The organism is Pseudomonas sp. AK181, from assembly GCF_051122975.1.
GTDB lineage: Bacteria > Pseudomonadota > Gammaproteobacteria > Pseudomonadales > Pseudomonadaceae > Aquipseudomonas > Aquipseudomonas lactis.
This window is the reverse complement of the sequence record NZ_CP146348.1, coordinates 125,294-141,500: the sequence shown is the minus strand read 5'-3', so window position 1 is coordinate 141,500 and position 16,207 is coordinate 125,294. Positions and strand designations below refer to the sequence as shown.

The following is a 16,207-nucleotide window of genomic DNA, read 5'->3' as shown; positions in this document are numbered from 1 at the left end:
CAGCCAACGATCAAGACCGCTGACCGCTCGCTGCGAGCAATTCCTTCAAGATCGTTGCCGGGTCGGCCCGCTGTTGCTTGCGGTAGTTGCCGACATGGCGAACGAACAGTGTCGCGCGCGTCACCAGGCTTTTGCCGAGCACTGGCTTGCGATCCAACTCTTCCTTGATCCGTTGAAACTGCGCCTGGATCACCGCATCGGTGTAGCGCGTGCCGGTGGCCAGGTTGTCGATGTAAATCGCCACCGCGCCGTCCAACGCGCTGCGCCCATTGGTAATGGCCATGTCGAACAGCTGCGCGCTGGCCTCGTCCTTGCTGTCCACCGCCTGCTGGCGACTCTTCTGCAGGTTGGCCAGGCGGATGTTGTAGTTGCTGATGGTCTCGGCCACCAAAGCCGACGACTGGATCAAATTGCCCGCCGCTTCTTCGCGTTGCTGGGCGATCAGCGACACGTTGCGCTTGAGCTCTTCGTTGACCAGGCCCAGCTCGGCTTGCAGCTTGGGATCGACACTGGCGGCGATGATGCTGTCCAGGCGCTTGGTCGGGTCCTGGGCATCGTCAATGGCATCGGTCAGCGCAGCCAGGCGGCCTTCCTTCTGCCACTGGGCGAACAATTCCTTGTAGCGCGAGCGCGGCGCCGACAACGCGCCAATCGCCACGCGAAAACCGGTGGTCTCGTTGCTTTGCTCGGTGCCATCAGCGGCAAACAGCGGGTATTCGCGGCGCATGCCGGTGAACAGCGTGCCCTCGCCTTCCAGGTAGTTGCCGCCCTTGACCACAAAGCCGCCGTAGGTGCCCTGGCGACGGCCGGCGTGGACCAGTTGGAAGGACTCCTGGACCATTTCCGCAGCGTTGCCGATCACGTCGAACATGCCGATGGGGTTAGGCAATTTGGTGCCGATGGGCATCAGCCGCGCCGCCTGGCCGGTGCCGCCAGCCACCTGGTTGAACACCGCGTAATCGGCCAGCGGGCCATCGCTTTCACTGCCCTCGGCGCGCCGTGGATACAGGCGGCCTTCGAAGTCCTGGCGGCTCACCGCCTGGCCGCCGCGTGCGGCGTACTCCCACTCCACTTCGGTGGGCAGGCGCACGAAGCCCAGGCCGCCGTCTTCGGCCGACGCACCGCGCCCGCTTACCGGCAACAACTCGCGGTGGTATTTCATCAGCCAGGCGCTGTACACCGCCGAGAAACGCTCGGCTTCAAAGCGCGACAGCTTCACCTTGGGCAAACGCCCGGCCATGCCGGTGGGCGCATCACACGCCGGCGCCGGTTCACCGCTGGCCAGGGATTGTGCCTGGGCCATCACCTGGGCGTATTGGCGAGCAGTCACTTCGTACTTGCCGATGAAGTACAGCATGGGCTTGAGCGGGGTCTTGGCGTCGGTCTTCGGCATCTGCGGCGCGATGGCCTTGCTCCAGTCTTTGGGCAAGTCTTTGAGGGTGAACTGGCCGTTGATGAAGTCGCGGCGGTAACCGGAAATAAACGACTGCTGATAGCCCGCCTCGCCTTCGGCAAAGGGGTAGCCCAGGTTGATTTCACGGTCATCCAGGGTGCCCTGGGCCAGGATGTAGGCGTAGCGGAACACCATGTTGCCTTCGCAGGGCAGCGGCAGGCTCACGTCGTCCGGCAACGGCTTGGGGTTGTCGAGCTTGTCACTTGCCTCATCGGCCCAGGCCAGCGAGGCCAGGCTCAGCGCCACGCAGGCGCCCAGTAATTTATACATCTCTGATTCCTTCAGAAGCCTGGATACGTGCCACCCGCCAACCACCACAGGCGGCCGCCACGGCGCTGACGCCGAGCACCGCCACCAGGGCCAGGCCGTAATGGCGCGCCAACAGGTGGCTGGCGTACTCGCCCGGCACCTGCACAAAAAGCTTGTTCAACGCGGCCTCAGCCAGGCCATACAGCCCAACGCTGAGCACAGCGGCAAACCCTGCGCTGTATAGCGCTTGCAGCAGCACAAACAGCAACAACGCGGCGGTGGAAAACCCCAGCAGGCGCAACACCGAGAGTTCCCGATGCTTGCGCGCCACCGCCGCCAGGGTGCCCGCAAAAATAGCCGCAAACGCCCCGGCCAACGCCAGCCCGGCAATGATCCAGAACACAATCGACAGGTTGCGGCTCAACGATTGCACTTGAGCGATGGTGTGCGCCTGGGTCGAAACCAACAGGTTCTGCCCGGCGAAATACACCCGCAACGGCTCCACATCACTAAGGCTGCGCGCATACAGGCGAAACGCCGGGTAGATACGCTGTTCGCTCACGCTCGCCGCTTCACCGGCCCAACCCAACGCCGGCACCGCACGGCCGTCGCGATAATCTTCCGCTGCCTCCAGCAACGCCAGATCGGCAAACAGACCCTCGCGAGCGAAAGCCTCCAGCGGCAACACCGCCAGCACCTGCAACCGCGTGCGCTGGGCCTCGACGCGCCCCGCCACTTGCCGCGCAAAGCTGGTTTCCAGCCAATCACCGGGCCTTGCCGCGAGCTTTTCGGCGGCGGTATGGCTGAGCACGATCTGGTCCAGGCCGTGGGGCATCGGCAAGCCTGCCAACAACGGGTCCCCTGCGGCAGTCGGCAGCATTTCCAGGGTCAAGGTGCCCACCTGCGCCGTGGCCGCAATCTGCCGTGTGCGCGGCACAGCAAAGTCCACATCGCTGCGCTCACCCAGTTGCGCGATAAACGCCGCGCTGAATCGGCCACCACCCAATGGGATGATTTCACGGCTGGCGGGGTCGGTCTCCAAGCGTTCGGTCAAACTGCTAACCAGTCCAAATTTCAGCCCGAATAACACCAGCAATGGCGCGATAACCGCCACCAATGCCAACACCGAACAGGCCGACAGCCACCCATCGTTGCGGTAGTCCTGCCAGGCGAGCGAGGCAACCAAGCCGATGCGCATCAGCACACCTCCCCGAGGGTTGCGGTGACGCCGCCGTCTGGATCGCGCTGGCAACGGATACGTCGCACCTGCAAGCCACTGGCGCGGGCCAGCGGTTCGTCATGGGTGGCGATCACACAGGCCGTACGGTGTTCGCGCGCCTGGGCCAGCAGCGCCTGCATCACGCGCTCGGCGTTGAGCGGGTCCAGGGACGCCGTCGGCTCATCGGCCAGCACCAGTTGCGGCCCATGGGCCAGAGCCCGCGCGCAGCTGACCCGCTGGCGTTGGCCCACCGACAACGCCGCCGGGCGCTTGGCCAACTGATCGCTGATCTGCAACTGCTCAGCCAGGCGCGCCACGCGGCCGTCGTCCTGCAAGCCCAGCAGTTGGCACGACAGCGCGATATTGCCGCGCACATCCAGAAACCCCAGCAACCCCCCGGTCTGCGGCACATAGCCCAGGTGCTGGCTGCGCAACGCGGCCAGCGCCGATTGCCGATCAGCACGCCACAACGCGCCGATGTCCTGTTGGTTGAACGCAAACTGCCCCACCTGATCCGGCGCCGACACCAGCGCCAGCAAGTCCAGCAAGGTGCTCTTGCCGCAACCACTGGGGCCGACAATCGCCAGTTGTTCACCCGCGCCCAGCTGCAACGCCGGGATCACCAGGCTATAGCGCTGGCTACCGACGCCCCGGCTCTTGTGCACCGCGCTCAGGTTCAGCATTACGGCAACGTCGACAGTGGCACGCGGTACAACGCATCGCCCGGTTCGGCATCGCCGAAACGGACCCAGTTGGCCACGTCGTTATGGAAGGTTTCATACAGGCGGATTTTCGAATCCAGCTCGTCGATAAAGTCTTCCTGCTCGGCCACGCTCAATGACAACCACAGGTCCTGGGTCATGTTCAGCGACTTGCTGCGGTACGGCAGGCCCTCCAGGTATTCACCGAGCAGGCCGCCGTCAGCCAGGTTGCCGCCCTTGCGCAGGGCCTGCGGGTCGCGGCTCATATAGGCCGAGGCGCTGGCGATTTCCTGGAAGAAATCCTTGGGCGAGCTTTGGGTCTTGCGCGCCGCGTCCACGATCAACTTCAGCGATTGTTGCAGGTCGTTGAGTTGCAGCTTGGTCAGCATCACGCACACCTGGAACGCCGGCAGCGCCGGGTTGGTCAGGTCGCGGTCAGCGGTCCAGGCGCTGACCAGTTGCGGTGCCTGGCTCGCGGTTTTGCGCCCGAGAAAGTCCATGTGCATGGCATAACCGACGGCGGCGGACTTGTCCGCCAGACTCGGCGCGGCACTGAGCAACGGCACGGGCTGCGGCGTGTTGCTGCGCACCTGATGCACCAGGTTGGCGAACACCGTGCCGATCTCATCGACGCGCTCACCCAGCTTGCGCACATCGCCGCCTGGCACCGGGGTGTACAGGTCGCCGATCTGCGGGTTGGCGTCGGCGGTGAGAACGCGATACTGGCTCTCAGCGCCGGCATGGGTTTTCTTGCCGGCGTCGGTGCGCAGGTGCAGCGCGTAGATCTTGATCTGCTTGCCCAGCGCCGCCTGGCGCACTTCGGCTTCGTTCATCTGGGTGGCGGCGAACGGGTCGTTCTTGCGCAACGCGCCAGCATCGGAGACCAGCAGGATGATGCGCCCGCCGTAGCCGGACCAATCCATGCCGTCCACCGCCTGCATCACCCCGGCAAACGCGTCTTCGTTGAAGGAGTGACTGGACACCGTCGACGCTTTGACCTGGCGCGCCATATCCAGAAAGCGCTGCGGATCACGGCCTTGGTCGAGGGTGATGAGGGTCTTGGCGACATACTCAAGGCCCGGGGTTTTCTGGATGCTGCTGCGAAAGCCGACCATGCCGAAGCTGACGCTGTCCAACTCGCCACGCTCGGCAATGCGGGTTTGCAGCTCATGCACCACGTCGCGAATCTGGTCGATGTAGGGCTGCATCGACACGGTGGTGTCCACCACCAGCACCACGGCCGTGCGGAACGCGTCGGCATGGGCGCTGAGCGTCGGGCTGGCCGGTTTGGCCGTGGCTCGGCTGCCTGGGTCGATGGAGGCCACGTTGAGCAACTGCACCGGCTGGCCGTTGTCGTCGAAGCTTTCTTTGGAGTCGAAAATCGGCAACAGGTAGAACTGGTTTTGCGGCACCGCGCTGGCGGTGGGTTCCAGGGCCAGGACTTGCTGGTTGTCTTCGCGGTTGTTCTGCGCCTTGGCCAAGGCGCTTTTTGCGGCGGCGGGGTCGGCCAGCAGTTTTTCCACCTCACCGGGCTGGCGCAGGAACATCACGGGAGCCCGGCCGGAGCGCTCGGTGAACTTGAGCACCAGGCTTTGTTTCCAGTCGCTGACCTGGGAGGCCGGCAGCCAACCGTCACTGCGACCATCGGTAGCGGCGCCGACGCGCACCCACGGGCTGCCGTCGACGTCTTTGCGCTGGTACACGTAGAGCACGGAAAACGCCGGCAGCGCTTTACCCGGCGGGCTCCCTGCGTCCGCTGAAAGCTGGGCGCCGGGTTTGCTGAGCACGCGCTGGAACAAGGTTTTCTTGCCTGCCATCAGTAACGGGCGTTGACCGCCATCCACTTCAGCCACAGCCGCCGGCGGCGTCACCTTGGGCACCACGGCGGCTGGCGGCTGGGCCGGTTCATCGCCGCCGCTCAACCACCAGTAGCTGGCGCCACCAATGGCCAACGCGACGGCGACCGCCACGGCGGCCAAGGCCAATACCGGCCCACGGCGCTGCTCGGACGGAGCATTGTGCTGCGTCGGCGTGACCACCGATTGACGCGCTATTGGCTGCGGCTGCGGTTTATCCGTGGGAATGTCGATGGTGACAGGGGTCATGCCCGCCAGATCAAAGCTCAATGGAATCGGCAGCGGCCGCACCAGCGTGACATCCGATTCATCCGCCGGCAGTTGATCCAGCGCCAACAACAACGCTGCCGCATCCGGATAACGTTCCGCTGGGTCCTTGGCCAACAACTTGCGCAGCACGCCCTGATAGCGCCCATGGTGCACCGGCAATTCCGGCAAGGGTTCGGTCAGGTGCGCCAGCGCCGTGGAAAGCGCATCGGTGCCGTTATAAGGCAGCTTGCCGACGAGGATTTCATACAGCACCACGCCCAGCGCGTAGAGGTCGGCGCGGCCATCGATCTCCTGGCCCCGCGCCTGCTCCGGGCTCATGTAGCTTGGCGTGCCCACGGCAAACCCAGCCTGGGTGAATTGGGTGCGATCGTCCAGCGACTTGGCAATCCCGAAGTCCGACAGCACTGCCGTGCCATCGGCGCGAAACAGAATGTTCGCCGGCTTGACGTCGCGGTGCACCAGCCCTTGGGCATGGGCATAGCCCAGGGCCGAGGCAATCTGGCGGATCAGCGTCACGCCCTGCTCCGGGGTCAGCCCAGCAGCAATGCGCTCTTTGAGCGTGCCGTTGGGCAGGTATTCCATGGCCATGTAATACAGCTCACCGACGTTGCCGATGTCATGGATGGTCACCGTGTGCGGGTGCGACAAGCGCGCCAGGGTCTTGCCCTCGCGCAGGAAGCGTTCGCAGAAACTCGGGTCGGCTGCCAGCGCTGCCGCCATCACCTTCAGCGCCACCTTGCGCTCCAGCGAGCGCTGGGTCGCCAGGTACACGCTGGCCATGGCGCCTTCGCCAATCTCGCCTTCGATGTCATAACCCGGGATGACGATGTTCATGACGAGACCTTCACGACGAGGGTGGTGATGTTGTCCGGTGCGCCGCGATTGAGCCCCAGGTGCACCAGGCTGCGCACGATTTCATCCGGCGCGTCATGGCTGAGCACGTCGCGGATTTCGTGGTCTTCGACGGTTTTGTTGAGGCCATCGCTGCACAGCAAATAGCTGTCGCCGGGCGCGATCAACAGGTCCACTGAAGCGACATCCAACTGGGCCTCCACGCCAATGGCGCGGGTGACGATATTGGAGCGCGGGTGTGTGCGGGCGTCGGCTTCGCTGAGCAGGCCGCTGTCTTGCAGGTCTTGCACGTAGCTGTGGTCGCGGGAAATGCTTTCCAACACGCCGTCGCGCAGGCGGTACAGGCGGCTGTCGCCGGCCCACAGGCACACCCCGCGCAAGCCGCGCGCGGCGAACACCACCACGGTGCTGCCCATCATGGTCACGCCACGGTTGGCGGTTTCTTCGCGCACAGCCGTGTTGATGCGCAGCAGGTCATTGCGCAGCGCCGCCGAGTATTCGTCCAGGGAGCGGCCCAGCGGCACATGGCGCAGGCTGTCGACGATCAAGCTGCTGACATAGTCCCCCGCCGCGTGCCCGCCCATGCCATCGGCCACCACCCACAGGCGGTTTTCCGGCAGGTCCAGAAAGGCATCTTCGTTGACTTGGCGAACCATGCCCACATGGCTTTTGCTCGCGGATTTGTACGTCACGCCCATCTACACCACACCTTCTTGTCCGAGCAAAAACTGCGCAAAATCGCTGGCGGCAGGCAGGCCCTGGCACCGTAATAAACCGGGGGAGATACGCTGCGAACCTCGCCCCCACCACAGGCTTGCGCCCTCGCACGCCTGTTCGGCCAGCGCGGTCATACGCTGGTGCGGCACGGTGGCTGCCACCCTTTGCAGGCCGGCGAAACGGCTGTCCACCGCCCGCGGCTCGCTGGCCGGCACGCCCAACTCGTCGAGCCCGGCGTTGAAGCCTTCGAAGGTCGCGCCGCTGTCCAGGGTGCTGAGCAACAAGGTTTCAGCCTGCTCGAACCAGGCGTCCGAACCGCCCACCAGCGACGCCGGGTTGGTGTCGTGATCCAGCAAGGTCACCACCGCCAGCGGAAAGTACCGCCCGACCCGGTCAATGCTCGGCATCACCACGCCCGCCGCCGCATCCGGCCCGCACACGCCCGGTGCCAGCACAAAACGCCACAACGGGCTGACCAGGTACGCATTCAGCCAGTCAGCGCCGAGGCTGTTCTGGCTGGCGAGCAAACCTGCCGCCAGCCAGCTGTCCCACGGGCCGATAAAACTCTGGGGCAAGGCGCGGCTGACAAAGTCGCCGCGGCTGGCCAACTTGCCGTAAAAACCCAAGGCCGTCATAGCCGCTCCGGCAGGCTGAAGCCACTGAGCACGCGGCTCTTGAACGGGTTGAACGCACTGTTGGCGCGCAACTCGTAGGCGATGCTCGCGCCATCGACCCGCAGGCGCAGGTTGAAACGGTCCGGCGAGTTGCCTGCAGTGAGGTCCGATTGCTCCAGTAGGCGGAACCAGGCCCACGGGCCGTCCAGGGTGATGCCGGAGCGGCCACTGGCCGACGGCGGCATGATGGAAATACGCACCACGCCAATGCTGCCGGGGTTCGGCCATTGCATCGCCACCGGGCGGCTCGGGCCGTGATCGTAGCTCAATTGCTGGCCGTCCAGGTCCAGCAGGAACTGAGTGATGGTGGGGTCCATCGACACCGGCTTGAGCTCGAAACGCACGATGGGTTGGGTGCCACCGGATCGGAAGAACGCGTCCCGAATCGTCGCCGCACGCTGGAAGGTTTGCAGCACGCCAGGGGCAATCCCCAGCTTCTGCGCCGCCCCCGGCTGCCAGCGCCAGGTCTGTGCCGACGTGTCCACATAGGGTTGCAGGTATTTGCGGAAGTAGTTGTCCATCACCCCGCCCACGCCGAAGAACTGGCCGAAGTCATCCAGGGTGGCGTCCCGCGCACTGCCCGGCGACATCGGGTAGCGCCCGGCCAACGACTGGCGATACACGTTGACCACTTCACTGACCCACGCCGCGTTCAGCTGGTTACGCACCCCACCCATCATGCTGTTGGTGGTGGAATTGACCACCGACTTGACCATGCCCTGCACCAGCGGCGGCTGGCGTTCGGCGTTCAGGCTGACCCGCGTGGCCGCAGCCGACGCCTGGTTCTTGGCCTCGCCGAGCAAGGCATCGCCGCTGGCACCGACCATGGCGCTGACCTGCACATACAGTGCATTCATGTCCGACAGCAGGCCGTCGATGGCCGCCGGTTCGCCTTCGTTTTTGCTGACGATGCTGTTGAGTTCGGCAAAGTGCGCGGTCACCGGATCATCCGCCGGTGCCGGGGCATTCGCCGTCGGTTGCGCCTCGCCCAGCAAGCTGCCGAGGCGCTCCTTGAGCTTGTCCACGCCGCCCTCCACTGGCGCGCCTTTGGCGGCCAATTGGCGTTCTTCGGCTTGAAGGTCGGTTTCCCTGGCGACTGCCACCAGCAGCTTTTTCAGCGGCGAAGTCGGCCCGGAAATCACCCGCAGCACATCGGCGGCCTGGGCCACGCTGGTGATCGGCACAAAGTCGATGTCGGCGAGCAACGCGTCCCACTGGCGCTGGTAATCCTGGAAGTACAAGCGGCGCACGTCGGCGGCCAGGCTCACCACGTTCTGCTGGTCGGCCTGTTCATGGCCCAGCACCCATTGCTCTTCGGCCAGGGTGCCGGTCTGGTTCAGGCTGCTGAGCAAGAACGCCTGGCGATAGCCCTTGGCGGTGAAGAAACCACTCAACGGTTCGCCCAACGGCTTGCCGCTCTTGCGGCTGAACACCAGTGCGGCATCGCGACCGGCGGCCTCGTTGAGACGAAAGTCCGGGATACCTTCGGGCAGTTTCTGGCGCTTGACGCGGTCATACACGCGCTGGGCTACCGGCAGTTGCTGCAACTGCCGACGCAGATCGTCGATCAGGCGTGGGTCCAGGCGCGCGCTCGGTGGGTGGCGTTCGAACAGCGCCTGCAAGTGCCCGGCCAGGGCCTGGCGTTGATCGGCCGGCAGGTCGCGGGGCAGGTTGCGGTCCCAGTCCAGGGCGATCCAGGCCTTGATGAAGTCCGGGTCGTAATGCTCGGTGTCGGCGAGCATCAGGTAAGCCTTGAGGCCCTCGTAGAGGAAGTCCGAGTTGCCGCCGCCGTGCAGTTGCTCTTCGATACGCGTCACCAGGCGTGGCGCGAACACGGCGATCAACAGTTTGCGGTACACGCTGGCGGACTCGGCTTCGAGCATATCGCTCTGGTACAGCCCCAGCCCTTCGGACCAGCTCGGCGAATCGCCCGCCAGGTTTTTCACCGCGTTGAGCAACGGCAGTACGGCGAGCACTTCTCGTTGTGCCGGGCTCAGGTTCTGTACGGTCTGGCCCAGGGGCGCGACCTTCTGGTCGACCTGGGCGATATACGCCTGGTTGGCGCGATAGCTCACCCACCACAGGCTGCTGACCACCACCACCAGCGCGACGGTGGCCGCCAGTACGCCACGGGCGATCCACTTGCGGCGCCGCTCGAGTTTCGGGTTCACCCCCACCAGGCCGCGCTCGGCAAAGGCCACGGCGGTGAAGAGTTTTTCGATGAAGTAACTGCGCCCGGTGCCGCTCTGGCGCGCCAGGTGCTGGCGGTCCAGGTTCATGCTCTGGGCCATGGCACCGATCAGGCGGTCAATCGGGCTGCCTTCCTGGGTGCCGCTGGTGAAGTAAACGCCACGCAGCAACACGCGCTCTTCAAAGGCATTGGGTTTGAACACGCCTTCGAGGAAGCTTTGCAAGCAATCTTTCAACGCGCCGAACTGCTGCGGGAAGCCATAGATCAGGTCGCGTCGTGCCGGGTCGCGTTCCTGTTGCAGGCGCTCGACCAGGCGTTCGTTGAGGCGCTGCTCCAGGCCGGCGAATTCGCTTTGCAGGTGCGCCAGCGGGCTGTCGCTGTTTTTGCCGTCGTCCAGGGCAAAGGTCATGCCCCACACCTGAGCGCGCTCTTCCTTGCTCAGGTTGTCGAAGAACTCCATGAAGCCCGGCACCAGGTCGAGCTTGGTGAGCATCAGGTAGATGGGGAAACGCACGCCCAGCTGCGTGTACAGCTCCTGGATGCGCAGGCGAATCGCGGCGGCATGGGCGGCGCGCTCGGCGTCGGTGCCCAGCAACAGATCCGAGAGGCTGATGGCGATAAAGGCACCGTCGATCGGCCGGCGCGAACGCTGCTTTTTCAGCAAGTCGAGAAAGCCCAGCCAGGCGGCTTTATCCACCGTGGAGTTGCTGTCCTGGGTGGTATAGCGGCCCGCGGTGTCGAGCAATACGGCCTGGTCGGTAAACCACCAGTCGCAGTTGCGCGTACCACCCACGCCCCGCACCGCACCGGCGCCCAATTGCGCCGCCAGCGGGAAATGCAGCCCGGAATTGACCAGCGCGGTGGTCTTGCCCGAGCCCGGCGGGCCGATGATCACGTACCACGGCAACTCATAGAGGTTGCGGCGCTCATCGCCGCCCAGCTTGGCTTTTTTCAGCAGTGCCAGGGCTTCGTCCATGCGCTGGCGCAGGGTGGACAGCTCTTCAGCGGTCGCGACGCTGTTGGGGTCGACCGGGGTTTCTGCGGCCAGGCTGCGCATCACTTCGGCGGCCTGGCGACGGGCCTGGATGATGCGGAACACGCGGTAGGCCACCCACAGCGCAAACACCAGCACGATCAGCACCCAACGGCGCGCTTCGGGCACCAGCACGTCCAGCAGCGGGCCAACAAACCAGATGATCAGGCTCAGGGCAATCAGGCCCAGCACGGGGATCACCCAGCGAATCATGAAACTGAAAAACGCCTTCACTCGACGCCCTCCGCCAATACGGTGATTTCAACCCGACGATTGCGGGCACGGCCTTCGGCAGTACTGTTGGTGGCCAACGGCTCGGTGTCGCTGCGGCCTTCGGCACTGAAGCGCTCGGCCTGGCCGGTCTTGGCCGCGAGAATTTCCAGCACCGACTTGGCCCGGGCTTCGGACAATGCCCAGTTGGACGGGAAGCGCAACGTGGCAATCGGGCGGTTGTCGCTGTGCCCGGTGACGCGCACCTGGCCCTTGACCTTGCGGATGGCGTCAGCGATGCGCAGCATCAGCGGCTGGTAGTCATCGACGATGCTGGAGCTGGCCGAGGCGAATAGCTCATCGCCACGAATGGTCACGACAGAGCGGTCAACCTTGTCTTCCACCGCCACGCGTCCGGCCTTGATGTCGTCGGCCAGGAACCCGGCCAGGCGCGGCCGCTCGATCACTTTGGGCTGCGCCACCGGACGGTCGATGGCCTGCACCGGGATCTCGCCCAGGGCATGGATGTTCTTGAACACCGGCTCGGCGTCCGAGGCCAGCTTCAGGCGCAGGCCGAACAGCAACGCCAACAGCAGCGCCAAGCCAATCGCCACGGCGATCCACGGCGGCATGAATTGCGCCAGGCGATCACGGGCCACGGTCACACCGCGCCAGTGCGGTGACAGCTCACGCTCGTGTTCGCCACGGGCGCTGCGTATCGCTGCGGCGGTGCGCTCGCGCAAAGCTTCCAACTGGCTGCGCCCGTCGGTCATCACGCGGTAGCGGCCTTCAAAACCCAGGCACATGCACAGGTACAACAGCTCCAGCAGGTACAGGCGTTCCCGTGGGCTTTGCAGGCAGTGGTCAAGCAACTGGAAAACCTTTTCGCCGCCCCAGGCTTCGTTGTGCACGGTGATCAACAGGCTCTGTTTACCCCAGTCACTGGTGCTGCCCCACGGCGTGCTCAGCACCGCTTCATCCAAGGCGGTGCACAGCGCGTAACGGGCCAACAGCACTTCATTGCGTGCCACACCGGCGGCTTCGGCGCGCTCTTCGAACTGGCGCAGGTACGCCAGCAACTGCGCGCGCAGGCTGGCCGGCGCGGGGTGGGCGATGGTGTTGCGCAGCCGCGTCAACAACGCCAGCAACGGGCCGGCGGCGCTTTCCAGCGGGTTCAGGCCCTGGCTCTTGCCGGTGAGGATCGGTGCAGCAGGCATCGACAGCGGCGCCGGTTCGGCACGCGCGGGTGCAGGTTCTCGGCCACCCGGGCGCGGCATGAACTGGGTGCGGTCATCATCATTGGGATGCATCGCCAATTATCCTCGGATCGCCCAGAAGGCCAGGTTCAAGCCCGGGAACTGCCCGGCGATATGGAAGGCGAAACCGCCGGAATTGTTCAGCTGCTGCCAGTGCTCGCTGCCACGGTCCAGCTCGTAGTAGGTGCTGCCCGCGTGGTAAGGCAATTGGCGTGGCGCCACCGGCAATGGCAGCAGGCCGATGCCCGGCAGTTGCAGGTTGACCATGTCGCGGATGTGCTCCACCGAGCCAACCTTGCTTTGCTGGCCGAAGCGCGCACGCAGGGTTTCGCCGGGCACATCGGCGCGCACCACGAGGATGAAACTGGCGTTGTCGAGCAGGGTCTTGTCGGCCAGCATCGCCACATGGATGCCGTAGGCTTTCTCCACGATCGGGATCGGCGTGGCCTTGCTGTCGATCAGCATCGACAGCGCCTCACGCAGGGCCGCCATCACCGGCATGAAGCTCAGGGCCAGGTCGTCGTGCTGGTACTGCGGGTATTCGTGGGGACGGCGGCCGGAGGTTGAGAAGGTGGAAAACTCACCGGCCAGGCTGACCAGTTCGCTGAAGAAGCGCTCCGGGTGCAACGGGCTCAACTGGCTGAAGTGCTGGATCAGCGGCTGGGCGCGGTTGACCAGTTGCAGCAGCATGAAGTCGGCGATCTCCGAGGCACCACCGGCACCCGAGGCCACCACGCGGCCGGCCAAGGCTTCGCCACGCTGGTGCAACAGGCCCAGCAGTTCGCTGCGAAAGGCCGTCAGCGGTTTGCTCGCGGCCACGTCCAGCACGGGCGGGATGTAAGTGTCATCGAGCACCAACGCACGGTCGGCACGCTTTTCCTTGATGCGTACCAGGCCGATGGCCGCGTAGTCGCTGATGCCGTCCTGCGCCGTCAGCAGGCGCAATGCCCGCGACCCCACCGCCACCGGTGCACGGTTTTCGAACGGGGCGTTGTCGTCGCGCACTTCACGCACCTGGCTCACGTAGCGCGCGGCTTCCAGGGCTTCACCCTCGTCCACCGTGTCACGGGCGCCGGCGCGCTTGAGCGGCAGGGCCAGGTACACCAGGCCGTCGCGCAGGTTGTCGTCGATGTTCAACGGGCTCGGCGCCAGGTCGTCCTGGGGAATATTGAACGGCGTGCCATCGGGCAGCAGGCCGCGGGCCGACACAATCGCCAGCTTGCCCTGGGCCAGCAGGCCCTGGTCGATCAGCAGTTCGGAGAACCCCCAGGCACCCGCTGACAACGGACGGCTGCGGGCATCGATCAGGTTTTCCAGGTAACGGTCATGCTGCTGGAAGTGCTGCGTTCCGATGAACATGCCTTCCGACCAGACCACGCGATTGTTCCAGGACATGGGGGCTCCGATTGCTTGTTATTGGGCTGGGCTGGATGGGGAAGCCACGACGTCGGCGCGCACGGCATGCACGTCGAGGCTGATCTGGTATTCGCTGTATTGGCGCGGCGGCACGTTGATGACGGCGCGCCATTGCGCACGGTCCAACTCGCGGTAGCCCACCAGCAGGCCGATCTGGCGCGTGGACGGGTCGAGATCGCGCTGCACGCTCAGTTGTTGGCCGGGTTGCACCATCACTTCGTCCTGGTCCAGTAGGTCCAGGCCGAGGGTGGATTGCGCACGGTCCGCCAGGGCGAAGTAATCGGAGCGTGAGAAGGTAGCGGCGTTTTTCAATTCGAAAATGCGCACCCGCACCGGCGCGGCCTGGCCGTTGGCACCGGGGTTAAGCCCGGCAATGGCGTGAAAATGCAGCTCAACGGCAGCCGTGTCAGCTTCGGCTTCGGCAGCCGCCTGGGGTTTGACCGCGTCGTTGGCACACGCCGTCAGCAGCAGCGCGGTAGCGGCTGCGAGTAAAAACCTGGGAATCATCCTGCGTCCTCAATGACGTATTTAGCTATCCGTTTTATCCATTAGTGCGAGGCGTTTTCAGCGTCGCTGTCGTGCACTGTGTTCTTCGTAGGCCCGGCTGAATTCGCGACCGAACAGGTCCTGGAAGTCTTCCTGGGCCTCCCGGGAAATGTTGCTGTAGAGCTCGGTGAACTGCTGCCAGTACTGGGCCTGGCGCGAACCGTTGAACAGACTCGAGAGGCCGCCGGGTTTGCCCATACGCTCCTCCAATTGCGCCGGTTCAAAGCGCGTGAGCAGGTGTTTGATCGCCGCTTCCACGCCCGCCATCACGGCCAACTGGTGGGCGCGCAGGTCGTCGAAACTGTCACGTACGGCAAGGTCCGGCGCCATGAATGCCTGGTTGCCATGACGCAGCAACAGCAGTAACGCTTCATCGGCATTCGGGGCGAATTTCAATGGGTTGTTTTCGGCGGGGCGGATCATCGTCTGCTGCATGCGGAACTCGCCCTTGAGGCTGGCACGGGCGCGCAAGACGTCGATCAGGCCCTCGACCATCAGCCGGTAGCTGCGGCCGATGCTTTCCATCTGCGCGCAGGCGTCGGCTTTATCCAGGCGCAACTGGTCCAGGCCCGCACCGCGCAGGAAGGCTTGCAAGAGGTCCGGTTGTGGCTCGGCATTGGCCATGGGGAGCGCAACAGGCTCGACCACAGGTGGCGGCGGGATGATCGGGTCTGGGGCGGGCGCAGCATTGACCAGGGGCGCGGGCGCGTCGCCGAACAGGTCCCAGTCTTCGGGAATCACCGAGCCTTGCACTGGCGACTTTTCAGGCGCCGGTACGGCCACCGGAGCCGGGGGGCGAAAATCGTGTTGCTCGGACGGCACATGGTCCGCCACGGTGGGCGGCGGCACGGCGGTGGGGCTGAGGAAGTCGAACAGGTCTGGCAGGGTTTCCATGGCCGAGGCGCCCTGGAACTGCGGCGCGATCATCGGCGTGGGCGCAGGCGGGCTCGCCACGGCGCCCATCAGCGCTTCAAAGCTGTTGGGTGAGTTACCGGCAAATGGCTGGCTGTCGATGGCCTGCACGTTGAAGTCGATGCGCGCCTGGATCTCGTAATCACCGATGCGGATCAACTCACCGTCTTGCAGCGGCTCGCTGTTACCCCGACGCATACGAATACCCGCCTTGACCAATTCCACACCATTGGTGCTGTTATCGGTTAAGTAGTAACGGCCATCTTTGTATTGAATAACGCAATGTTGCGAAGAGACGAGACGCTCAGGGTCGGGCAATACCCAGTCATTGTCAGAACTGCGGCCAATAGCCATCACGCCCTGATCCATGGACTTTTCGGGGCATTGCCCAGGGGTGATCTTGTGATAACTAGTGATAGTCAAACACAGCGACATCTTGCCTCCTTGCTGATACATCGCGCGCAGTCTACCCAGGAGGCAGTGCCACCCTGGAGAGTCCCGTCCTGTCGTACAAACGACCGCCAAAATCTGCTTTTACCAGCATGATCGCTGATCTTAACTGGCTTCCATGACAAAAATCCGCTCTGGGCGCGCCTTTCGACCCGCCAGTCGCGCAGGTTGTTAAACACCGCACATCTGTCACAGAGGGCGA

At 64.6% G+C, this 16,207-nt stretch carries 11 protein-coding genes; all 11 read right to left on the bottom strand.

Annotation, left to right across the window (positions count from 1 at the left end):
- Positions 1-10: 10 nt before the first annotated feature.
- Genes V8689_RS00585 through tagH form a run of 11 tightly spaced genes read right to left on the bottom strand, consistent with a single transcriptional unit; the run spans position 11 to position 15,990 of the window.
- Positions 11-1,723 carry a formylglycine-generating enzyme family protein gene (locus tag V8689_RS00585; protein ID WP_056790906.1) on the bottom strand — a complete coding sequence of 571 codons (1,713 nt, stop codon included), beginning with the start codon at positions 1,721-1,723 and terminating at the stop codon, positions 11-13.
- Positions 1,716-2,900, bottom strand: coding sequence for an FtsX-like permease family protein (locus tag V8689_RS00580; RefSeq protein WP_056790903.1), 1,185 nt, complete (start codon positions 2,898-2,900; stop codon positions 1,716-1,718). The genes V8689_RS00585 and V8689_RS00580 overlap by 8 nt, the downstream gene beginning before the upstream one ends.
- A complete protein-coding gene (locus V8689_RS00575) occupies positions 2,900-3,604 on the bottom strand; it encodes an ABC transporter ATP-binding protein (RefSeq protein ID WP_056790902.1) in 705 nt (234 codons plus the stop codon). The genes V8689_RS00580 and V8689_RS00575 overlap by 1 nt, the downstream gene beginning before the upstream one ends.
- Positions 3,604-6,582 carry a serine/threonine-protein kinase gene (locus V8689_RS00570; protein ID WP_056790896.1) on the bottom strand — a complete coding sequence of 993 codons (2,979 nt, stop codon included), beginning with the start codon at positions 6,580-6,582 and terminating at the stop codon, positions 3,604-3,606. Before V8689_RS00570 ends, V8689_RS00575 begins: the two co-directional genes overlap by 1 nt.
- Complete coding sequence (locus tag V8689_RS00565) at positions 6,579-7,298, bottom strand: PP2C family protein-serine/threonine phosphatase (RefSeq protein ID WP_056790893.1); 720 nt, start codon at positions 7,296-7,298, stop codon at positions 6,579-6,581. The genes V8689_RS00570 and V8689_RS00565 overlap by 4 nt, the downstream gene beginning before the upstream one ends.
- Positions 7,299-7,952, bottom strand: a complete 654-nt coding sequence (tagF, locus tag V8689_RS00560) for a type VI secretion system-associated protein TagF (RefSeq protein ID WP_056790891.1) — start codon at positions 7,950-7,952, stop codon at positions 7,299-7,301.
- Positions 7,949-11,449, bottom strand: a complete 3,501-nt coding sequence (gene tssM, locus V8689_RS00555) for a type VI secretion system membrane subunit TssM (RefSeq protein WP_434520674.1) — start codon at positions 11,447-11,449, stop codon at positions 7,949-7,951. Before tssM ends, tagF begins: the two co-directional genes overlap by 4 nt.
- On the bottom strand, positions 11,446-12,735 hold the full coding sequence (locus tag V8689_RS00550) for a DotU family type VI secretion system protein (protein WP_056790884.1): 1,290 nt from the start codon (positions 12,733-12,735) through the stop codon (positions 11,446-11,448). The genes tssM and V8689_RS00550 overlap by 4 nt, the downstream gene beginning before the upstream one ends.
- Before the next feature lie 6 nt (positions 12,736-12,741).
- On the bottom strand, positions 12,742-14,076 hold the full coding sequence (tssK, locus tag V8689_RS00545) for a type VI secretion system baseplate subunit TssK (RefSeq protein ID WP_044269913.1): 1,335 nt from the start codon (positions 14,074-14,076) through the stop codon (positions 12,742-12,744).
- 18 nt (positions 14,077-14,094) lie between these two features.
- Positions 14,095-14,604 (bottom strand): type VI secretion system lipoprotein TssJ, encoded by a 510-nt coding sequence (gene tssJ, locus V8689_RS00540; RefSeq protein WP_056790881.1) that lies wholly within the window; start codon positions 14,602-14,604, stop codon positions 14,095-14,097.
- 57 nt (positions 14,605-14,661) lie between these two features.
- Positions 14,662-15,990: a type VI secretion system-associated FHA domain protein TagH gene (gene tagH, locus V8689_RS00535; protein WP_056790878.1), complete on the bottom strand. Its 1,329-nt coding sequence runs from the start codon at positions 15,988-15,990 to the stop codon at positions 14,662-14,664.
- Positions 15,991-16,207 lie beyond the last annotated feature (217 nt).